We start from the raw sequence: 21,389 nt of genomic DNA, 5'->3' as shown, positions 1-21,389 counted from the left end.
GGTTCTTGGACAGGGGGGTCTTCGCCCGTCCGGTGAAGCCTGTCCGGCAGGTTGTGCGTGATGTGTGTCAGGCGCGACCAGTGGTTGTCGCTCGGGGGTGATCGCCGGTGATTCGGACGCTTCGTGCGCTGCCGAGCGCGGCGCTCTCCTTCCCGAGGACGTAGTGCTTCTCCCATCCCTGCCCGGCGGTCCGCCGAATGGCGGCGCGTCAGAGCAGGAGATGTACGTCCGAGAAGGAGGAAATATGGAGTCCCAGGTGCGTGGCGGGACCAGATGGAAGCGGTTCGCCGTGGTCATGGTGCCCAGCGTGGTCGCCACGGCCGCGGTGGGCGTCGGCCTGGCGCAGGGCGCCCTCGCGGCGTCGTTCAGCGTCTCCGGCCAGCAGTTCAAGGTGACGGCCGATCACCTGCACGGCGAGGGCTTTGCCCAGTACGGCGGCATCGACAGCGTCTACACGTCGACCGACGGCAAGAACAAGACGCAGGTTCCGGTCGCGATCTCGTCGTTCGACGACGCGACGATCACCAAGATGTGTCAGTCGGTCAAGACGGAGATCCCCCTCATAGGGAAGACGGTCTACCTCCGTCTCGAGGCGGGCAACGACAAGAAGAACCCGGTCGTGGCCAAGAACCTCTACATCGACGTCGCCCAGCTCGACGCCGATGCGGAGTTCAAGAACATCGACATCGGTGTCGCGATCAAGGACAAGACGCGCGGTCCCGCGAACAAGGACGGGGCCACCACCCTGCCGGGCGGCTTCGCCCAGCAGGCGGAGTCGGCCGACCTCTACGGGGTCAAGCAGACGGCGTGGGCGACCACGGCCGGGACGTTCAAGCTCAGCGGCCTGAAGATGCGTCTGGGCGGGGACCCCAAGATGGAGTGCTACTGACGGACTCCGCTCCGGAGACGTCCTCGGCCGGCTGAGCGGCCGAGTGGGGCGGAGAAGCTTCGCTTCTCCGCCCCGCACCCCCAGCCCGGTGCTTCGTACCCGGGTGTTCGTACAGACTCAGATTTTCCGGCTTCTCCGTCCCCAGGCCGAGCCGGTAGGTAATTTCACCGGACCAGGGAGCTGTATTCCATGAGTGCCGAGACTCCGGTCCAGAGCGCCGGGACTTTCACCCGGCTGCGTCTGCGATTCCGTGACTGGCGGGGCCACCGGCCGTTCTGGGCGGGCTTTTTCACCCTGCTCGGCGGGGTGCCCATCGCCTACTTCCCCTACGCCACGCTGCAGCTGGGCCACATGTCGATCGCCATGGCGACGACCGCCGGCGCAGGCTCTCTGATCATCGGTGTCCTGCTGATCACGCTGGGTCTGACCATGTGGTTCCAGCAGGCCACCCGGATCTTCGCCGGTGTGGCGTCGATCCTTCTGGCCCTGGTGTCCCTCGTGGTCTCCAACATAGGTGGCTTCGTGGTCGGCTACCTGCTCGCGATGATCGGCGGTGCGCTGGCCCTGGCCTGGGTGCCGGACAAGCCGCAGAGCGAGGCGGGCGGGCGCTGGAAGTTCTTCGGCGGACCGTCCGGCAACGGTGCCCGGAAGGACATCCCCCGGGGCACGCCCGAGGGCACCGCGGGCGAGGCGGGACAGCCGCACCCTCCGTACGGGGCCGGCGACCTCGGGGAGGCGGACGACGCCCGGATCGAGGACCGCGACAGGGGCCACCGTGTCAGCTGACGAGATGCGAGACCGGAGCGCCGCCGCGGCCCTGACCCCGGACAGGAGGGGGCCGCGCCACGCGGCCCCCCGCAAGCCGCTGTTCACCAGGTTCCACATGCCGGCCGGGAAGGCGATCGCCCTCGCGGCGATGCCGACCGCGGTCCTGATGGGCATGGGGTTCACGCCGACACTGGCCCAGGCCGACGAGCAGCCGAAGTCCAGGAGCCTGACCGCCGACGAGTACAAGGACTGCGTGGCGGCCCTGGAGGACACCGAGGAGAACGCGTCCTCCTCGGCCGGCCCGTCCGCGTCGGCGAGTGACACGGCCTCCCCGGACGAAACGGCCCCCGTCACGGAACCGGACCCCTCGGCCTCCGCCGGCGGCGACGCGGCCGAGGACTCCGGTACGGACGCGGGCGCGGACAAGGCAACGGGCAAGAACTCCTCCTCCGGGAACTCGTCCTCTTCGCCGGATTCAGGTTCCGACGACGAGGACGGCAAGGACGAGGCCGCGCCCGCCACCTCCGACGCCTCCGGCGACGGGGCCGAGGAGCCCGAGCCGTCCCCCTCGGAGACCGACCGCAACGCCCTGGAGAAGGTCGGTGACGCCCTCACCGACCTCCTCACCCCGAAGGACAGGAAGACCGACGAGGCGACCGCGAGTCCCACCCCGTCGGCCTCCGCGTCCGCCGCGGGCAGCGCCACCGAGGACGAGGCGGACACGGCGGAGGAGACCACCGGGAAGGGTGCCGGGAAGAGCGACGAAGCCGCCGAGGACGCCGCCGAGGAGCCCGCCGACACCGCGGACGAGGCAGCCGGGGAGGCCGGGGAGGCCGGGGAGGCGGAGGAACCCGCCGCGGAGGCCGACGAGGCCACCGCGACCCCGGAGGCCACCGCCTCGCCGAGCCCCTCCGAGAGCGCCACGACCGACGTCGAGGACTGCCCGGTCGCCACCGACGCCGAGGGCGGGGTCGACAACAAGATCCTGCTGCCCGAGGACCCGTGGTTCCTGAACGCCAGCTCGCTGACGCTGAAGGGTGCCGACTACCAGGGCATCGTCGAGGTGCGGACCGCGAGCGGCAAGATCAAGAAGGTCCTGAAGTACGTCGTCTCCAACGGCACCGACATCGGCGACCTGCACCAGACGGTCGAGGACGAGCAGTCCGGCAAGACCCACCACGTGCGGGCGGCCAAGGGGTCGACGTCCACCATCCGCGACGGCGACACCGTGATGTACACGGAGAGCATCTCCGGCAAGCTGCTCGGGCTGATACCGGTCACCTTCGACCCGGAGAACCCGCCGCCGCTCAACATCCCCCTGATCTACTTCACGGATGTGACGGTCCAGCAGGCCGGCCAGTTCGGCGGAACGCTGCACATCCCCGGGCTGCGCCAGTACATCGACTGAGCACCGGCCGCGGCGTCCGGCCGTGCACCCGCCACAGCCCTTCCGCGAGCCGCGGACAACACCGAGGGCGCCCCCCGTTCTCCCGGGGGGCGCCCTCGGCGTTCGTGCACGCGCGGTCCGGGTCAGCTGGTGGGGCCGCCCATGTGGTGGACGCGGACCATGTTGGTGGTGCCGGGGACGCCGGGCGGGGAGCCGGCGGTGATCACCACGACGTCACCCTCGTCGAAGCGGTGCAGCCGGACCAGTTCCTGCTGGACCAGGTCGACCATCTCGTCCGTGCTGTTCACGAACGGCACGACGTACGGCTCCACACCCCAGCTGAGCGTGAGCTGGTTGCGGGTGGACTCGTCGGTGGTGAACGCCAGGATCGGCTGGCTCGCGCGGTAGCGGGACAGCCGGCGGGCGGTGTCGCCGGACTGGGTGAAGGCCACCAGACCCTTGCCGCCGAGGAAGTCGGCGATCTCGGCGGCGGCACGGGCCACCGAACCGCCCTGCGTGCGCGGCTTCTTGCCGGGCACCAGCGGCTGCAGGCCCTTGGACAGCAGCTCCTGCTCGGCCGCCTGGACGATCTTCGACATCGTCCGCACGGTCTCGATCGGGTACGCGCCCACGCTCGACTCGGCCGACAGCATGACCGCGTCCGCGCCGTCCAGGATCGCGTTGGCCACGTCGGAGGCCTCGGCGCGGGTCGGACGGGAGTTGGTGATCATCGACTCCATCATCTGGGTCGCCACGATCACCGGCTTCGCGTTGCGCCGGCAGAACTCGATCAGGCGCTTCTGCACCATCGGGACCTTCTCGAGCGGATACTCGACGGCGAGGTCACCGCGGGCGACCATCACACCGTCGAACGCCATCACGACGTCCTCCATGTTCTCCACCGCCTGAGGCTTCTCCACCTTGGCGATGACGGGCACCCGGCGGCCCTCCTCGTCCATCACGCGGTGGACGTCGGCGACGTCCTTGGCGTCCCGGACGAAGGACAGGGCGACCAGGTCGCAGCCCATGCGCAGCGCGAACCGCAGGTCCTCGACGTCCTTCTCGGACAGCGCGGGCACGTTCACGGCCGTGCCGGGCAGGTTGATGCCCTTGTGGTCGGAGATGACACCGCCCTCGATGACGATCGTCCTGACCCGGCAGCCCTCGACGTCCAGCACCTTCAGCTCGACGTTGCCGTCGTTGATCAGTACCTGGTCGCCGCGGGAGACATCACCGGGCAGACCCTTGTAGGTCGTCCCGCAGATCGTCCGGTCGCCCGGGACGTCCTCGGTGGTGATGGTGAACTCGTCACCGCGCATCAGCTCGACGGGACCCTCGGCGAAGGTCTCCAGCCGGATCTTCGGGCCCTGGAGGTCGGCGAGGACGCCGATGGCCCTGCCCGTCTCCTTGGCGGCGGCACGGACCCTGTCGTACCTGCCCTGGTGCTCGGCGTGCGAGCCGTGGCTGAAGTTGAAGCGGGCCACGTTCATGCCGGCTTCGATCAGGGCGACGAGCTGCTCGTGGGAGTCGACCGCGGGGCCGAGAGTACAGACGATTTTGGAACGGCGCATGGGGCGATCCTATCGGTTTGTTTCGCTCCGGAATATTCCGTCTGGCGGAAGGTACACATGAGGAAGCGGCTGCTCAATTGCGCTTTCCGATCAGTGCATAGGTCTGTGTGGCGATCTCCATTTCCTCGTCCGTCGGTACCACGGCGACCGCGACCCGCGCACCCTCGGGCGAGACCAGCCGCGGCCCGGCGCCGCGCGCGCCGTTGCGCTCGGCGTCGACCTCCAGGCCCAGCCCCGCCAGGCCCGCCACGGCCGCCTCCCGCACCGGTGCGGCGTTCTCGCCGACCCCGGCGGTGAACGCCACCGCGTCCACCCGGCCGAGAACGGCGTAATAGGCGCCGATGTACTTCTTCAGACGGTGAATGTAGATGTCGAACGCGAGCTTCGCCTCTTCGTCGCCCGCGTCGACCCGGCGGCGGATCTCGCGCATGTCGTTGTCACCGCACAGGCCGACCAGACCGCTCTTCTTGTTGAGAAGAGTGTCGATCTCGTCGACGGACATTCCGCCGACGCGCGTCAAATGGAAGATGACGGCCGGGTCCATGTCTCCCGACCGGGTACCCATCACGAGCCCTTCCAACGGGGTCAGCCCCATCGAGGTGTCCACGCACTTCCCGCCCCGCACCGCCGAGGCCGACGCCCCGTTGCCCAGGTGCAGCACGATGACGTTCACGTCCTCGGGCGCCTTCCCGAGCAGCCGGGCCGTCTCCCGGGACACGTACGCGTGCGAGGTGCCGTGGAAGCCGTAGCGGCGGATCCGGTGCTCGTCGGCGGTCCGCACGTCGATCGCGTAGCGGGCGGCGGACTCCGGCATCGTGGTGTGGAAGGAGGTGTCGAAGACGGCGACCTGCGGCAGGTCCGGGCGCAGCGCCATCGCGGTGCGGATGCCCGTCAGGTTGGCCGGGTTGTGCAGCGGGGCGACCGGGATGAGCCGTTCGATCTCGGCGAGGACCGCTTCGTCGATGACGGTCGGCTCGGTGAAGTGCATCCCGCCGTGCACCACCCGGTGCCCTATCGCGGCCAGTGCGGGGGAGTCGAGCCCCAGCCCGTCGGCGCCCAGCTCCTCGGCCATCGCCTTCAGTGCGGCCTCGTGGTCCGCGACCGGTCCGGTCCGCTCCCTGGGCTCCCCGCCCGACGCCGCCGGCGTGTGCCGGACCAGTGAGGTCCGCTCGCCGATCCGCTCGACCAGGCCGGACGCGAGCCGGCTGCCGTCGCTCATCTCCAGCAGCTGGTACTTCACCGACGAGGAGCCGGAGTTGAGGACGAGGACACGGGAAGGAGGGGCCGAGCGCAGCTCGTCGGGCAGGGTGGTGGCGGGCGACGGGTGGGGACTCACTGGGTGGCTGCCTTCTCGCTCGGGGCCGGGGCGGCGGGGGACTGGGCCTGGATGGCCGTGATGGCGACGGTGTTCACGATGTCCTGGACGAGGGCGCCCCGGGACAGGTCGTTGACCGGCTTGCGCAGACCCTGGAGCACCGGGCCGACCGCGACCGCCCCGGCCGAGCGCTGCACGGCCTTGTAGGTGTTGTTGCCGGTGTTCAGGTCGGGGAAGATCAGCACGGTCGCCTGGCCGGCGACCTCGGAGTCCGGCAGCTTGGTCGCCGCGACCGACGGCTCCACGGCCGCGTCGTACTGGATCGGCCCCTCGATCCTGAGGTCCGGGCGGCGCGCGCGGACCAGCTCGGTCGCCTCGCGCACCTTGTCGACGTCGGCGCCGGAGCCGGACGTGCCCGTCGAGTACGACAGCATCGCGATCCGCGGCTCCACCCCGAACCGCGCGGCCGTGACCGCCGACTGCACGGCGATGTCGGCGAGCTGCTCGGCGTCCGGGTCGGGGTTGACCGCGCAGTCGCCGTAGACCAGGACCCGGTCGGCCAGGCACATGAAGAACACCGAGGAGACGATGGAGGCGTCCTCACGGGTCTTGATGATCTCGAAGGCCGGCCGGATGGTCGCGGCCGTGGAGTGCACCGAGCCGGACACCATGCCGTCGGCGAATCCCTCCTGCACCATCAGCGTGCCGAAGTAGTTCACGTCCGAGACGACGTCGTAGGCCAGCTCGACGCTGACGCCCCGGTGCGCGCGCAGGGCAGCGTACTTCTCGGCGAAGGCGTCCCGCAGCTCGGATTCGGCCGGGTCGATCAGCTGGGTGTCGCCGAGGTCGATACCCAGGTCGGCGGCCTTCTTGCGGATGCGGTCGACCGGCCCGAGCAGGGTGAGGTCGCACACGCCCCGGCGCATCAGCACCTCGGCCGCGTGCAGCACCCGCTCCTCGTCGCCCTCGGGCAGGACGACCCGCCTGAGGTCGGAACGGGCCTGCTCGAGCAGCTTGTGCTCGAACATCATCGGCGTCACCCGGTCGCTGCTGGGTGCGGAGACCCGCCGGGTGAGTTCGGCGGTGTCGGCGTACCGCTCGAAGAGGCCCAGCGCGGTCTCCGCCTTGCGCGGGGTGGCCGCGTTCAGCTTCCCCTCCAGGGAGAACAGCTGCTCGGCGGTGGGGAAGCTGTTGCCGGGCACCGACAGCACGGGGGTGCCGGGAGCGAGCCGGGCGGCGAGGGTGAGGATGCGGTCGCCGGGCACCTCGTCCAAGGTGAGCAGCACGCCGGCTATCGGCGGGGTGCCGGCGCTGTGCGCGGCCAGCGTGCCGACGACCAGGTCGGAACGGTCGCCCGGGGTGACGACCAGGCAGCCGGGGGTCAGGGCGGCGAGGAGGTTGGGCAGCATGGCGCCGCCGAAGACGAAGTCCAGGGCGTCGCGGGCCAGTCCGGAGTCGTCGCCGAGCACCACCTTCGCGCCGAGGGTGTGGGCGACCTGGGCCACCGTGGGGGCGGCGAGCGCGGGTTCGTCGGGAACGACGTAGCAGGGCACGGGCAGCCGGGGGGCGAGCCGCTCGGCGATCTCGTCGCGGTCCTCGCGGGCGACCCGGTTGACCACCATGGCGAGCACGTCGCAGCCCAGGGTGTGGTAGGCGCGGTAGGCGTTGCGGGTCTCGTCGCGCACCGACTCGGAGGTCTGCCTGCGGCCGCCCACGACCGGGATCACCGAGGCGCCGAACTCGTTGGCCAGGCGGGCGTTCAGGGACAGCTCGTCCGGGAACTGGGTGTCGGCGTAGTCGGTGCCGAGGACGAGGACGACGTCGTACTCGCGGGCGACCAGGTGGAACCGGTCGACCAGCGTCGACACCAGCTCGTCGGGGCCGCGTTCGGCCTGCAGGGCGGACGCCTCCTGGTAGTCCATGCCGTAGACGGTCGCCGGGTCCTGGGTGAGCCGGTAGCGGGCACGCAGCAGCTCGAAGAGGCGGTCCGGACCGTCGTGCACCAGGGGACGGAAGACGCCCACCCGGTCGACCTGCCGGGTCAGGAGTTCCATCACTCCCAGTTCGACGACCTGGCGGCCGTCGCCACGGTCGATACCGGTGACGTACACACTGCGGGTCACGCGTGCTCCGTTTCGTCGGGGTCTCGCGGTGCTTCGGGCCCTGCGGACCGGGGCCCTCCCGGTGCCGGCCGGCACCCGCCCGCCGGGGCGGGCGAATCCTCCTCGACAGTACCTCCGGCGCAGGTGGGGGTGCCCGCCCGAGGGGCCGGGCACGAGACCGGGACACGCGGCGGGAACGGGGCGGCCGGGACGTGCCCTCGAGAGAGCCGGGGACGGAGGACGGGACGGCGGCGGGACGGGGAGGGACGGGGGAGCCGGGACCCGGGGAAGGGACGGGGCCGCGATGCGTCGGGCGGCATGGAACAATCGGAGACGGCTCACCGGTATCCCCAGCGACCAGGAGACGACTGCACGATGCGTATCGGAGTTCTCACCGCAGGCGGCGACTGCCCCGGCCTGAACGCAGTGATCCGGTCGGTCGTGCACCGAGCGGTCGACAATTACGGCGACGAGGTCATCGGCTTCGAGGACGGCTACGCGGGCCTGCTCGACGGCCGCTACCGCACCCTCGACCTCGACGCGGTCAGCGGCATCCTGGCCCGCGGCGGCACCATACTCGGCTCCTCCCGGCTGGAGCGCGACCGGCTCCGCGAGGCCTGTGAGAACGCCTCGGACATGATCCGCGACTTCGGCATCGACGCGCTCATCCCGATCGGCGGCGAGGGCACGCTCACCGCGGCGCACATGCTGTCGGAGGCCGGCCTGCCGGTGGTCGGCGTGCCGAAGACGATCGACAACGACATCTCCTCCACCGACCGCACCTTCGGCTTCGACACCGCCGTCGGCGTCGCCACCGAGGCGATGGACCGGCTCAAGACCACCGCCGAGTCCCACCAGCGGGTCATGGTCGTCGAGGTCATGGGCCGGCACGCGGGCTGGATCGCCCTGGAGTCCGGCATGGCCGCCGGCGCCCACGGCATCTGCCTTCCCGAACGGGCCTTCGACCCGGCCCGGTTGGTGAAGATGGTCGAGGAACGCTTCGCCCGCGGCAAGAAGTTCGCGGTGATCTGCGTCGCCGAGGGCGCCCATCCCGCCGACGGCACCATGGACTACGGCAAGGGCAAGATCGACAAGTTCGGCCACGAGCGCTTCCAGGGCATCGGCACGGCCCTGGCCCACGAGCTGGAGCAGCGCCTCGGCAAGGAGGCCAGGCCGGTCATCCTCGGCCACATCCAGCGCGGCGGCACACCGACCGCGTACGACAGGGTGCTCGCCACGCGCTTCGGGTGGCACGCGGTGGAGGCCGCGCACCAGGAGCGGTTCGGCCGGATGACCGCGCTGCGCGGGACCGACGTCGTGATGGTCCCGCTCGCGGAGGCCGTCACCGAACTGAAGACGGTCCCGAAGGACCGCATGGACGAGGCCGAGTCGGTCTACTGACGGGCGGCCCCGCCCGCCCTGTCCGACGACCTCCGCGCCGGGGCCGTGCCCGAGGCATCGCCCCGGCGTGCGGCCCTGCGCGTTCTGGCCGGCCCCGGCGTACGGCCGGCCCTACGGGCCCGTCACCCACCGGTACTGCAACTCGGGCCGCCCCACGGTCCCGTACTGGGGGCGCCGGCCCGCGCGGCCCGCGTCCACCAGATGCTCCAGGTAGCGGCGGGCGGTGATGCGGGAAATGCCCACCGCCTCCGCCACCCCGCTGGCCGTCAGGCCCTCGTCGGCGCCGCGCAGGACCAGGGTCACCCGTTCCAGGGTCGGCGCGCTCAGGCCCTTGGGCAGGGCGGCCGGTCCGGGGGCGCGCAGGGCGGCCAGCGCCCGGTCCACCTCGGCCTGGCCGCTGGCCTCGCCCACGGCCGCCCGGAACTCGGCGTACCGCACCAGACGGTCCCGCAGCGTCGCGAAGGTGAACGGTTTCAGCACGTACTGGACGACCCCCAGCGACACGCCCTCGCGCACCACCGTGAGGTCCCGTGCCGAGGTCACCGCGACGACGTCCGCGTGATGCCCCGCGGTCCGCAGTGACCGGGCCAGCTGCAACCCGTGCACATCGGGCAGGTGCAGGTCGAGCAGGAGCAGGTCGACGGGGATGCGCTCCAGCACCCGGCGGGCCTCGGCGCCCGTGGCGGCCTTGCCGACGGCGACGAACCCCGGCACCCGGCCGACGTACATCACGTGGGCGTCGGCGGCGACGGGGTCGTCCTCCACCACCAGGACACGGATGGGCGGCCTGCCGGTCATGCCGTGCCTCCCGTGCCCGAGCCCGCCATCGAGCCGTTAGCGACCGCACGGCCCGCGGTGGCGGCCCGCAGCGGAAGGCGTACCTCGAAGCGGGCACCGCCGTCCTCCTCCGACGTCACCGTCAGCGTGCCGCCGTGCCGGTTCACCGCCTGCCGTACCAGCGCCAGGCCCAGCCCGCGCCCGCCCGGCCCCGACGGCTTGGTCGTGAAGCCCTGCTCGAAGACCGCCTCGGTGTGGTCCGGGTCCACGCCCGGACCGGTGTCGGACACCCGGAGGATCAGCTCCGCGCGGGCGTCGGTGAGGGCGGTGACCGTCACCCGGGGACTGATGCCGCCCAGCGCCGCGTCCACCGCGTTGTCGATCAGGTTGCCCAGGATGGTGACCAGGTCCCGGGCGGGCAGGGTGTCCGGCAGCAGCCCGTCGTCCAGCCGGCTGTCCGGCGTGACCACCAGCTCCACGCCCCGCTCGTTGGCCTGGGCGGTCTTGCCCAGCAGCAGCGCCGCCAGCACCGGTTCGCCCACCGCCGCCACCACCTGGTCGGTGAGCGCCTGGGCCAGTTCCAGCTCGGCGGTCGCGAAGTCCACCGCCTCCTCGGCCCGGCCCAGCTCGATCAGCGAGACGACGGTGTGCAGCCGGTTCGCCGCCTCGTGCGCCTGGGAGCGCAGCGCCTGCGTGAAGCCCCGCTCCGAGTCCAGCTCGCCCGTCAGGGACTGGAGCTCGGTCACATCGCGCAGGGTCACCACCGAACCGCGCCGCTCACCGCCCGACACCGGGGAGGTGTTCACCACCAGCACCCGGTCCGCCGTCAGGTGCACCTCGTCGACCCGCGGCCGGGAGGCGAGCAGCGCGCCCGTCAGAGGTGCCGGAAGGCTGAGTTCCGTGACCGGCCTGCCCACCACGTCCTCCTTCGGCCCCACACCCAGCAGCTCCCTGCCGCCGTCGTTGATCAACGCCACCCTGTACTGCCCGTCCAGCATCAGGAGCCCCTCGCGCACGGCGTGCAGCGCGGCCTGATGGTAGTCGTGCATGTGGCTGAGCTGGGTCGCGTTCATCCCGTGGGTGTGCCGGCGCAGCCGCGCGTTGATCACGTACGTGCCGACCGCGCCGAGCGCCAGGGCGGCGGCCGCGGCCGCGAGCAGGGCGGTCAGCTGGCCCTGCACGCGCTGGCTGATCTCCTCGACCCTGATGCCCGCGCTGACCAGGCCGACGATCCGGTCGCCGTCCAGGACCGGGGCGACCGCGCGCACGGACGGGCCCAGGGTGCCGGTGTACGTCTCGGTGAAGGTGTGGCCCCGGAGGGCGGCAGCGGTGTGGCCGCGGAAGGGCAGGCCGATCTGGTCCGGGTCGGGATGGGTCCAGCGGATGCCCCGCGGATCCATGATCGTGACGAAGTCGATGTCGGTGTCGCGCACCACCGCCAGCGCGTACGGCTGGAGCGTCGCCGAGGGATCGGCCGTACGGATCGACTCCCGCACCGAGGGCGAGTCCGCGATCGACAGGGCCACTCCCGTGGCCTGGTGGCCCGCTGCCTCCTCCGCCTGGCTGCGGTCGCCGACGTAGCTGAACAGCGCGTACCCCACCACGAGGACCGCTATCAGCACCGCCTGCATGGCGAAGAGCTGGGCCGCGAGGCTGCGGGGTCTGGGGAGGGCGAAGCGCATCCCGACAGTGTGCATCTCCGGCAGCGTGAACTAAATGAACGGAAGGGTGACCGCGCTCACAAGGCAGGACATAGTCACGGCTGTCCCCAACCCCCATCCCCCGGACGTGAGCCGCACGCCGGTGATGCCGACGTCGTCAAGGAGGCCGCCGTGACCAGCACAGCCGATACGGCACCTGCCGCTCCCGAAGTGAAGCGGGACCGCACGCACTATCTCTACATCGCGGTGATCATCGCGGTCGCCCTCGGCATCGCCGTCGGTCTGATCGCACCCGACTTCGCGGTCGAGCTGAAGCCGATCGGCACCGGGTTCGTGAACCTGATCAAGATGATGATCTCGCCCATCATCTTCTGCACCATCGTGCTGGGCATCGGCTCCGTCCGGAAGGCCGCCAAGGTCGGCGCCGTCGGCGGTATCGCCATGGTCTACTTCCTGATCATGTCGCTGGTCGCGCTCGGCATCGGCCTGGTGGTCGGCAACATCCTCGACCCCGGGACGGGCCTCGCGGTCACCGACGCGGTCAAGGAGACCGGTCAGGCCCAGGTCGACGCGGAGGCCAAGGACACCACCGAGTTCCTGCTCGGCATCATCCCGACCACGATGGTCTCCGCCTTCACCCAGGGCGAGGTCCTGCAGACCCTGCTGATCGCCCTGCTGTGCGGCTTCGCGCTGCAGGCCATGGGCAAGGCCGGCCAGCCGGTCCTGCGCGGCATCGAGCACATCCAGCGGCTGGTCTTCCGGGTCCTCGCCATGATCATGTGGGCCGCCCCGGTCGGTGCGTTCGGTGCCATGGCCGCGGTCACCGGCTCCGCCGGCGTGGACGCGCTGAAGAGCCTCGCGGTGCTGATGCTCGGCTTCTACATCACCTGTGTGCTGTTCATCTTCGTGGTGCTCGGTACGCTGGTGCGGATCGTCGCGGGTCTGAACGTCTGGAGCCTGTTCAAGTACCTCGGCCGTGAGTTCCTGCTGATCCTGTCCACGTCCTCGTCCGAGTCGGCGCTGCCGCGGCTCATCGCGAAGATGGAGCACCTGGGCGTCAGCAAGCCGGTGGTCGGCATCACCGTCCCGACCGGTTACTCCTTCAACCTCGACGGCACCATGATCTACATGACCATGGCCTCGCTGTTCATCGCCGACGCCCTGGGCACGCCGATGTCGATCAGCGAGCAGATCCCGCTGCTGCTCTTCCTGCTGGTCGCCTCGAAGGGCGCCGCCGGTGTCTCCGGTGCGGGCCTGGCGACGCTGGCCGGCGGTCTGCAGTCGCACAAGCCGGCCCTGGTGGACGGCATCGGCCTCATCGTCGGCATCGACCGTCTGATGAGCGAGGCCCGCGCCCTGACCAACTTCGCGGGCAACGCGGTCGCCACGGTGCTGATCGGCACCTGGACCAAGGAGATCGACAAGGAGCGGGTGAACCAGGTCCTCTCCGGTGCCGCGCCCTTCGACGAGGCCACCCTGCTGGACGACCACGGCGACGACGGCCCCGCCGACCGCGCCGAGGTCCCCGGAGCGGGCGAGAAGGAACTCGCCAAGGCCTGACGGGGCTGTTTCCTCCTGCTGCACAAGCGCTGCCCCACCAGCGCTTTCCCCGCCGCCGAGCGGCCGGACTCCTTCCCCCGTGAGTCCGGCCGCTCGGCCCTTTTCGCTCTCCCGTCCCGTCCCGTCCCGTCCCACCGCGCCCGGCCTTGCCCTGACGCCGACGTCAAGGCGTACGTTCACCGGCATGCGAATCGGCGAGCTGGCCGCACGCGCCGGGACCACCACGCGGACGCTGCGGTACTACGAGTCACGGGGACTGCTGCCCGCACGGCGTACGGGCAACAACCACCGGACGTACGACGAGGACGACCTGAAGCTGCTGCGGCAGATCCGGACGCTCCAGGACTTCGGGTTCGGGCTGGAGGAGACCCGGCCGTTCGTGGAGTGCCTGCGGGCCGGGCACCCCGAGGGCGACTCGTGCCCCGCCTCGCTCGCGGTCTACCGGCGCAAGCTGGACGAACTCGACGCGCTCATCGGCGAGCTGCGGGCCGTACGGGCGGGCGTCGGGGCGCAGCTGGCGCGGGCGGAACGGGCGCGGGACGAGCTGGCCACCGACGCTGAGGTTCCGGGGGGTCCGGAACCGGTGTGTGAACTGGGAGGGCGGCACGGATGAGCAGGGCGAAAGGTGTGACCGAGGTGACCGACGCGGACTTCGCGACGGAGGTGATCGGGGCCGAACTGCCGGTGCTGGTGGAGTTCACCGCCGACTGGTGTCCGCCGTGCCGACAGATGGCGCCGGTGCTGAGCGCGCTCGCCGCCGAGCAGGGTGAGCGGCTGAAGGTCGTGCAGCTGAACGTGGACGCCAACCCGGCCACCACCAACGCGTACAAGGTGCTGTCGATGCCGACGTTCATGGTGTTCCGGGACGGGGAACCGCTGCGGTCGATGGTGGGCGCCAGGCCCGGGCGGCGGCTGCTGGAGGAACTGGGCGAGGTGATCTGAGCCGCCCCCGGCGCGGGCGGTCGGCACCGGCAGCCGGCACCGTACAAAAGAAACCCCCGGACGCAATTGCGTCCGGGGGTTTCTTTTGCGTATATTCGTTGACTCGCGACTTCAATAGGATTGAATCGCGGAGAAGTTCAGTGAGCACAGTATATCCGGGCGGGAGCCGAATTGTCAAACAGCGAATATCCGGACCGTGAATTCCGACAGGAACAGGAATTCATCGACGGACTGTACGCACGCGTGGACGCCCTGCGCGGTGACACCGAGGTGTCCCTCACGGACGCGCTCGGACAGGGCAACACGCCCATGCAGGCCAGGCTGGAGCGGGACATCCTCGTCGCCGAGCGGTCCGGGCTGCTCGCGGCGCTGAACGCGGTGGACGGGTCGCTGTGCTTCGGCCGGATCGACCTCTCCTCGGGCGCCACCCACCACATCGGCCGGATCGGACTGCGCGCCGACGACGCAGAGCGCACCCCCGTCCTCATCGACTGGCGCGCCGACGTCGCCCGCCCGTTCTACCTGGCCACCGGCCACACCCCGATGGGACTGAGGCGCCGCCGGCACATCACCTCCGAGGGGCGCACGGTCACCGCCCTGCACGACGAGATCCTCGACCTCGGCGACGAGACCCGTACCGGCCACGAGGACCCGACCGGCGACGCCGTGCTGCTCGCCGCGCTCAACTCCGCGCGCACCGGCCGCATGGGCGACATCGTCCGCACCATCCAGGCCGACCAGGACCGCATCATCCGCGCCCCGCACCGCGGCGTGCTGGTGGTCGAGGGCGGCCCCGGCACCGGCAAGACCGCCGTGGCCCTGCACCGCGCCGCCTACCTCCTCTACGAGCACCGCGAGCTGCTGGCCCGCCGCGCCGTCCTGATCGTCGGCCCCAACCCGGCGTTCCTCGGCTACATCGGCGAGGTGCTGCCCAGCCTCGGCGAGACCGGAGTGCTGCTCGCGACCGTCGGCGAGCTGTTCCCCGGCGTGAGGACCACCCGGGCGGACACCCCCGGGGCCGCCGCCGTGAAGGGCCGGGCCGCCATGGCCGACGTCCTCACCGAGGTGGTCCGCAGCCGGCAGACGCTGCCCGACCCGGTGATCACCATCGAGCACGACCGCGAGATCCTCATGCTGGACGACGGCCTGGTGCGGGTCGCCCGCGAACGCACCCGCGCCGCCAAGCTGCCGCACAACGCGTCCCGCGAGTACTTCGAGGGCCACATCCTCAACGCGCTCACCGACATGGTCGCCGAACGCATCGGCACCGACCCGTACGACGGCAGCAATCTGCTCGACCCCAGCGACATCACCCAGATCCGCGACGAACTCGCCGAGAACCCCGAAGTGTGGTCCGCCATCGACCGGTTGTGGCCCCGGATCACCCCGCAGCGGCTGATCGCCGACTTCCTCGCCGCCCCCGAGGAGTTCCTGCCGGCCGAGGACGCCGCCGCCGTACGCCGCCCGGTGACCCGGCACTGGACCGTCGCCGACGTACCGCTGCTCGACGAGGCCGCCGAACTCCTCGGCGAGGACGACCGGTGGGTGCGCGAGCGGGCCGACCGGGAGCGGCGGACGCAGATCGCGTACGCCCAGGGCGTCCTGGACGTGTCGTACGCGTCGCGGACCTTCGAGTTCGAGGACAAGGAGGAGGGCGACCCCGAGTCCTCCGAGGTGCTGTCCGCGCACGACATCATCGACGCGGAACGCTTCGCCGAGCGGCACGAGGAGGAGGACCACCGCAGCGCCGCCGAACGGGCCGCCGCCGACCGCACCTGGGCGTTCGGCCACATCATCGTCGACGAGGCGCAGGAACTGTCGCCGATGGCCTGGAGGCTGCTGATGCGGCGCAGCCCGACCCGCTCGATGACCCTGGTCGGCGACCCGGCGCAGACGTCGGAGGCGGGCGGGGTCGGCTCCTGGGAGGACATCCTCGCCCCGTACGTCGAGGACCGCTGGGAGCACACCCGGCTCGGCGTCAACTACCGCACCCCGGCCGAGATCATGAACGTCGCGGCGGCCGTGGTCCGTGCCGAGCATCCCGGTTTCGAGCCGCCCGGCTCGGTCCGCTCCACCGGCGTACGCCCCTGGGCCCGCGCCACCGACGACCTGCCCGGCGCCGTCGCCGAGGCCGTCGCGGAACTCACCGCCGGGCCCCCGGCACCCGAGGACGCGCCCGGACCGGACGGCACCCCGCCGGGCCGGCTCGCCGTCATCGCCCCGCGCGACCTGCACCACGCCCTGGCCGCCCGGCTGGACGGGGTCACGGCGGGTGCCGAACCGGACCTGACGCAGAGGGTCGTGCTGCTCGACCCGCGGCAGGCCAAGGGCCTGGAGTTCGACTCCGTCCTCGTGGCCGAACCGGGGCGCTACGGCACCAGCGACCTGTACGTGGCGCTGACCCGCGCCACCCAGCGGCTCGGCGTCCTGCACACCGAGCCGCTGCCGAAGCCGCTGGCCGACACCCTGGCGTAGCGCCGGCGCCAGTGCCGGCGCCCGCCGGTCAGGCCGGGCGCAGCCAGACCGTCGCCAGGGGTGGCAGGGTCAGCCGGATGCTCGCCGGGAACCCGTGCCGCCCCTGCGGCTCCGGCTTGACCGGGTCGGGCCCGCCCACGTCGCCGCCGCCGTAGCGGGCCGCGTCGGTGTTCAGGACCTCGTGCCAGGCGGGCACGTCGTCCGGGACGCCGATCAGGTAGTCGTGCCGGACCACGGGGGCGAAGTGGGACACGGCGAGCAGCGGAGTGCCGTCCCGGTCGTACCGCAGGAACGCGATCACGTTGTCCTCGGCCGCGTCCCCGGCCACCCACCGGAAACCGGAGGGTTCGGTGTCCAGCCGCCACAGCGCGGGGGTGTCCCGGTACACGGTGTTGAGGTCGCGCACCAGGTCGCGCACCCCGCGGTGGTCGGCCTCGGCACCGTAGGCCGGGTCCAGCAGCCACCAGTCCGGTCCGTGCTGCTCGGACCACTCGGCGCCCTGCGCGAACTCCTGGCCCATGAACAGCAGTTGCTTGCCGGGATGGGCCCACATGAAACCGAGGTAGGCGCGCAGGCCGGCGCGCTGCTGCCACCAGTCGCCGGGGAGCTTCGACACCAGCGACCGCTTGCCGTGCACGACCTCGTCGTGGGAGATCGGCAGCACGTAGTTCTCGCTGTAGGCGTACACCATCGAGAACGTCATCTCGTGGTGGTGGTACGTGCGGTGGACCGGCTCGTGGCTCATGTACTGCAGGGAGTCGTGCATCCAGCCCATGTTCCACTTCAGCCCGAAGCCGAGCCCGCCGAAACCGCTCGGGCCCTCGTGATGGGTGGCACGGGTGACGCCGTCCCAGGCCGTGGACTCCTCCGCGACCGTCACCACGCCGGGCACCCTGCGGTACACCGTCGCGTTCATCTCCTGCAGGAACGCCACCGCGTCCAGGTTCTCCCGGCCGCCGCGTTCGTTCGGCGTCCACTGGCCGGGCTCGCGCGAGTAGTCGAGGTACAGCATGGAGGCGACGGCGTCCACGCGCAGCCCGTCGATGTGGAACTCCTCGCACCAGTACAGGGCGTTGGCCACCAGGAAGTTGCGCACCTCGCGCCGCCCGAAGTCGAACTCCAGGGTCCCCCAGTCGGGATGGGCGGCCCGCAGCGGATCCGCGTGCTCGTACAGCGGCCGTCCGTCGAACTCGGCCAGCGCCCACTCGTCCCGCGGGAAGTGCGCCGGCACCCAGTCCATGATCACCCCGATCCCGGCCCGGTGCAGGGCGTCGACCAGGTACTTGAAGTCGTCCGGGGTGCCGAGGCGGGCCGTGGGCGCGTAGAAACCGGTGACCTGGTAGCCCCAGGACGGGCCGTAGGGATGCTCGGCGACCGGCATCAGCTCGACGTGCGTGAAACCGAGGTCCTTGACGTACGCGGGCAGCTGCTCCGCCAGTTGGCGGTACGTCAGCCCCGGTCGCCACGACGGCAGGTGCACCTCGTACACCGAGAACGGCGCCTCGTGCACGGGCACTTCGGCACGGCGCGCCAGCCACTCGGCATCCCTCCACGCGTACCGCGAGGACGTGACGACGGACGAGGTGGCCGGCGGGACCTCCGTGCGCCGCGCCATCGGGTCGGCGCGCAGGGTCTTCGAACCGTCGGGCCGGGTGATCTCGAACTTGTACAGCTCGCCCTCCCCGACCCCCGGCACGAACAGCTCCCACACCCCACAGGAGCCCAGCGACCGCATGGGGTACCCGGTGCCGTCCCAGAAGTTGAAGCCGCCCGCCACCCGCACCCCGCGCGCGTTCGGCGCCCACACCGCGAACCGGGTGCCGGTCACCCCCTGGTGGGTCATGGGGTGCGCGCCGAGCGCCGTCCACAGTTCCTCGTGCCGTCCCTCGCCGATCAGATGCAGATCCAGCTCGCCGAGCGTGGGCAGCAGCCGGTACGCGTCCTCGACCTCCCGCACCGTCCCCTCGTACGCCACGAGCAGCCGGTACGCCGGGGCCTCCCGCAGCGGCAGCAGCGCCGAGAAGAACCCGCCCCCGTCGTCGTGCAGCTCGACGGTGAGGCCCCCGGACACCACGGTGACGGCCAGGGCGTACGGCTTGAACGCCCGGAAGACGACCCCGCCGGGCACCGGGTGCGCGCCCAGCACCGCGTGCGGATCGTGGTGCGTGCCGTCCAGCAGCCGCTCCCGGTCGGCGGGGCCGAGAGCGGGGGAGACCGCGAGCTCTGCCTCCGGCGGGGCGGGCTGCCCGGCCGCCGGGCGCGTCCCGGAGGCCCGCACCTGCACGGCCCCGGCCTTCTTCGTCTTGCCCTGTTTCGAAGCGCCCTTCTTCGTGGCGCCCTTCTCGGGTATCGCCTCGGCCGCCTCGGCTGCCGCGACTGCCGCGGGTTTCTTCTTCCGCGCGGCCGTCGGCGGCTCGGCGGGCCGCTGCTCGGCCGGCTGCTCCGGATGCGAACCGCTGGACTCGGGGCGGGGGGTCACGGACGGAGCCTCCTGAGGGAAGGTCGGGTGGGTCGGGTCAGGTCCGGTCGGGTCCGGCGAGTCTGCGCACCGCCGCCAACGGGACCGGAAGCCACTGAGGCCGGTGCCGGGCCTCGTACAGCACCTCGTAGACGGCCTTGTCCGTCTCGTACGCACGCAGCATCACGGGATCGGTGCGCGGATCCGTGCCCGCCGCCTCCGCGTAGCCGGAGCAGTACGCCGCCCGGCAGTGCTCGGCCCAGTCCGGCTGCGGCGGGTCCGCGGAGCGGGCCGCGTAGTCGAAGGACCGCAGCATGGCGGCCACGTCCCGGACCACGGGCTGCGGCATCCGCCGCTCGGTGAGCGGCCGGGCCGGTTCGCCCTCGAAGTCGATCAGCGACCACTTGCCGGCCGGGGACCGCAGGCACTGGCCGAGATGCAGATCGCCGTGGATCCGCTGGGCGGTCCAGGTCTGCCCCTCGGCGGCCAGGTCCTCCAGGGCGGTGTACGCCGAGCCGAGACCGGTCGCGTACGGCCGCAGCGCTGGCACCGCCCGGACGGCCGCCGCCAGCCGCTCGGTCATGCCGGCGACCATGGTCCGCAGCCGGCTGTGGCCCAGGGTGACCGTGGGCAGCGCGCGGGCCAGCGCGGTGTGCACCTCGGCGGTGGCCCGCCCCAGCGCCCGTGCCTCGGCGACGAAGTCCTCGCCCTTGGCCAGCTCCCGCAGTGCCAGCTCCCACCCGTCCGTCGCGCCCTGCACGAACGGCTGGAGCACGCCCAGCACATGGGTCTCGCCGGGATCGGCCGGGTCAGGGTCCGCGACCAGCCACGCCGTGGGCGGCGGCACCCGCGGGCAGCCCTCGCGGGCCAGCGCCAGCGGCAGCTCCAGATCGGGGTTGATCCCGGGCACGATCCGGCGCAGCAGCTTCAGGATGAACGTATCTCCGTAGACGACGGACGAGTTCGACTGCTCGACCGTCATCAGGCGCGGCACCAGACCGGGCCGGATCTCCTGCCCCGGGTCCCGCTCGAAGCGCAGCCCGCCGATCCGGGCCCGGCTCCGCAGGGCCTCCAGGAGCAGTTCGGCGGGCCGGGCGTCGTGCAGGGCCTCGTAGACCGTCCGTCCGGCGAGCGGGCCCCCGCTCACATGCCCGATCAGCGCGGGCGCCAGCCGGGGCGGCAGCGCCTCGCGCACGCCGATCAGCAGCTGGTAGCAGTCGCCGGGGTGGGCCCCTCCGCCCCCAGGGGCGGAGGAGCCGAACGGGCCGGACGGGTCAGGCTGGTGAGCACGGACGAGCAGGTGGTAGAGGCCCAGCCTGGCACCGGGCGGCAGCAGCTCGGTGGCTGCGACCAGGGTGAACCCGGTGACCGGGCGTCCCTTGCCCGCGAACCAGCGTTGTCGCGGCAGCCACTCCCTGAGCAGTGGGTCCAGTGAGGCAAGGAGGCCGGGCGGGGGTGCGACGGTACGTATGACGGCTTCCGGCATGGAGTCGCGTCCTTTCCCCGGGTCGTCGGGGTGTTACTGATGCGTGCCCCGGGCGGGGCGGGAGAAACCGCCCCGCCCCGGGTTCTACGCGGCGTCCCTGCGGAGCCGGAACCAGTAGAAGCCGTGGCCTCCCAGGGTCAGCAGATACGGCAGTTCACCCACGGCCGGGAAGCGCACCCCGCCGAACAGCTCGACCGGATGACGTCCCTCGAAGGCGCTCAGATCGAGCTCGGTGGGCTGCGCGAAACGGGAGAAGTTGTTGACGCAGAGCACCAGGTCGTCCTCGTACTCCCGCAGGAAGGCGAGGACGGCGGGATTCGTCGACGGCAGTTCGGTGTAGGTGCCCAGGCCGAAGGCGGGGTTCTGCTTGCGGATCTCGATCATCCGGCGGGTCCAGTGCAGCAGCGACGACGGGGAGGCCATGGACGCCTCGACGTTGGTGACCTGGTAGCCGTGGACCGGATCCATGATCGTGGGCAGGAACAGCCGCCCCGGGTCCGACGACGAGAAGCCGGCGTTGCGGTCGGGGGTCCACTGCATGGGGGTGCGGACCGCGTCGCGGTCGCCGAGCCAGATGTTGTCGCCCATGCCGATCTC

At 71.6% G+C, this 21,389-nt stretch carries 16 protein-coding genes; 8 read left to right on the top strand and 8 right to left on the bottom strand.

Going from position 1 to position 21,389, the window contains the following annotated elements; translation table 11 throughout:
* The first annotated feature begins 244 nt into the window (after positions 1-244).
* The 3 genes from ACIF80_RS00080 (at position 245) to ACIF80_RS00070 (ending at position 3,065) form a co-directional block, all read left to right on the top strand.
* A complete protein-coding gene (locus tag ACIF80_RS00080) occupies positions 245-889 on the top strand; it encodes a DUF6230 family protein (RefSeq protein WP_399797333.1) in 645 nt (214 codons plus the stop codon).
* 189 nt (positions 890-1,078) lie between these two features.
* Entirely contained in the window at positions 1,079-1,675 is a 597-nt protein-coding gene (locus ACIF80_RS00075) for a DUF6114 domain-containing protein (protein WP_399797330.1), read from the top strand.
* Complete coding sequence (locus tag ACIF80_RS00070; RefSeq protein WP_399797327.1) at positions 1,665-3,065, top strand: hypothetical protein; 1,401 nt, start codon at positions 1,665-1,667, stop codon at positions 3,063-3,065. Before ACIF80_RS00075 ends, ACIF80_RS00070 begins: the two co-directional genes overlap by 11 nt.
* A gap of 122 nt (positions 3,066-3,187) precedes the next feature.
* On the opposite strand, the gene pyk is transcribed toward ACIF80_RS00070, so the two are convergent.
* The 3 genes from pyk to pta form a co-directional block, all read right to left on the bottom strand.
* Positions 3,188-4,615: a pyruvate kinase gene (gene pyk / locus ACIF80_RS00065; RefSeq protein WP_399797325.1), complete on the bottom strand. Its 1,428-nt coding sequence runs from the start codon at positions 4,613-4,615 to the stop codon at positions 3,188-3,190.
* A 73-nt stretch (positions 4,616-4,688) separates the two neighbouring features.
* Entirely contained in the window at positions 4,689-5,951 is a 1,263-nt protein-coding gene (locus tag ACIF80_RS00060) for an acetate kinase (RefSeq protein ID WP_399797322.1), read from the bottom strand.
* On the bottom strand, positions 5,948-8,053 hold the full coding sequence (pta, locus tag ACIF80_RS00055; protein WP_399797320.1) for a phosphate acetyltransferase: 2,106 nt from the start codon (positions 8,051-8,053) through the stop codon (positions 5,948-5,950). The genes ACIF80_RS00060 and pta overlap by 4 nt, the downstream gene beginning before the upstream one ends.
* A 354-nt stretch (positions 8,054-8,407) precedes the next feature.
* On the opposite strand from pta, the gene ACIF80_RS00050 reads away from it, so the two are divergent.
* Entirely contained in the window at positions 8,408-9,433 is a 1,026-nt protein-coding gene (locus tag ACIF80_RS00050) for an ATP-dependent 6-phosphofructokinase (RefSeq protein ID WP_399797318.1), read from the top strand.
* Between the two features lie 111 nt (positions 9,434-9,544).
* Here ACIF80_RS00050 and ACIF80_RS00045 read toward each other — a convergent pair whose 3' ends face one another.
* Positions 9,545-10,231, bottom strand: coding sequence for a response regulator (locus tag ACIF80_RS00045; protein ID WP_399797315.1), 687 nt, complete (start codon positions 10,229-10,231; stop codon positions 9,545-9,547).
* Positions 10,228-11,892, bottom strand: a complete 1,665-nt coding sequence (locus tag ACIF80_RS00040) for an ATP-binding protein (protein WP_399799335.1) — start codon at positions 11,890-11,892, stop codon at positions 10,228-10,230. The genes ACIF80_RS00045 and ACIF80_RS00040 overlap by 4 nt, the downstream gene beginning before the upstream one ends.
* Positions 11,893-12,042: 150 nt before the next feature.
* Between ACIF80_RS00040 and ACIF80_RS00035 the strand changes: the two genes are divergently transcribed.
* The 4 genes from ACIF80_RS00035 to ACIF80_RS00020 all read left to right on the top strand — a co-directional run bounded on the left by ACIF80_RS00035 (position 12,043) and on the right by ACIF80_RS00020 (position 16,848).
* On the top strand, positions 12,043-13,431 hold the full coding sequence (locus ACIF80_RS00035) for a cation:dicarboxylate symporter family transporter (RefSeq protein WP_399797313.1): 1,389 nt from the start codon (positions 12,043-12,045) through the stop codon (positions 13,429-13,431).
* A 184-nt stretch (positions 13,432-13,615) separates the two neighbouring features.
* The gene (locus ACIF80_RS00030; RefSeq protein WP_399797310.1) at positions 13,616-14,044 is read left to right on the top strand and encodes a MerR family transcriptional regulator; all 429 of its coding nucleotides are present in this window, start codon (positions 13,616-13,618) and stop codon (positions 14,042-14,044) included.
* Positions 14,041-14,373 carry a thioredoxin family protein gene (locus ACIF80_RS00025; protein ID WP_399797307.1) on the top strand — a complete coding sequence of 111 codons (333 nt, stop codon included), beginning with the start codon at positions 14,041-14,043 and terminating at the stop codon, positions 14,371-14,373. Before ACIF80_RS00030 ends, ACIF80_RS00025 begins: the two co-directional genes overlap by 4 nt.
* 153 nt (positions 14,374-14,526) lie before the next feature.
* Complete coding sequence (locus tag ACIF80_RS00020; RefSeq protein WP_399799332.1) at positions 14,527-16,848, top strand: HelD family protein; 2,322 nt, start codon at positions 14,527-14,529, stop codon at positions 16,846-16,848.
* Positions 16,849-16,876: 28 nt separating this feature from the next.
* Here the strand turns inward: ACIF80_RS00020 and glgB are convergent, their stop codons facing one another.
* The 3 genes from glgB to ACIF80_RS00005 form a co-directional block, all read right to left on the bottom strand.
* On the bottom strand, positions 16,877-19,327 hold the full coding sequence (gene glgB, locus ACIF80_RS00015; RefSeq protein WP_399797304.1) for a 1,4-alpha-glucan branching enzyme: 2,451 nt from the start codon (positions 19,325-19,327) through the stop codon (positions 16,877-16,879).
* 37 nt (positions 19,328-19,364) lie between these two features.
* Positions 19,365-20,792 carry a maltokinase gene (locus tag ACIF80_RS00010; protein WP_399797301.1) on the bottom strand — a complete coding sequence of 476 codons (1,428 nt, stop codon included), beginning with the start codon at positions 20,790-20,792 and terminating at the stop codon, positions 19,365-19,367.
* 84 nt (positions 20,793-20,876) lie between these two features.
* A partial coding sequence (locus tag ACIF80_RS00005; RefSeq protein WP_399797299.1) for an alpha-glucosidase C-terminal domain-containing protein occupies positions 20,877-21,389 on the bottom strand: 513 nt, incomplete at its 5' end.

It is taken from the genome of Streptomyces sp. NPDC085927 (assembly GCF_044540975.1).
Taxonomy (GTDB): Bacteria; Actinomycetota; Actinomycetes; order Streptomycetales; family Streptomycetaceae; genus Streptomyces; species Streptomyces hirsutus.
This window is presented reverse-complemented; position numbering and strand designations above follow the sequence as displayed.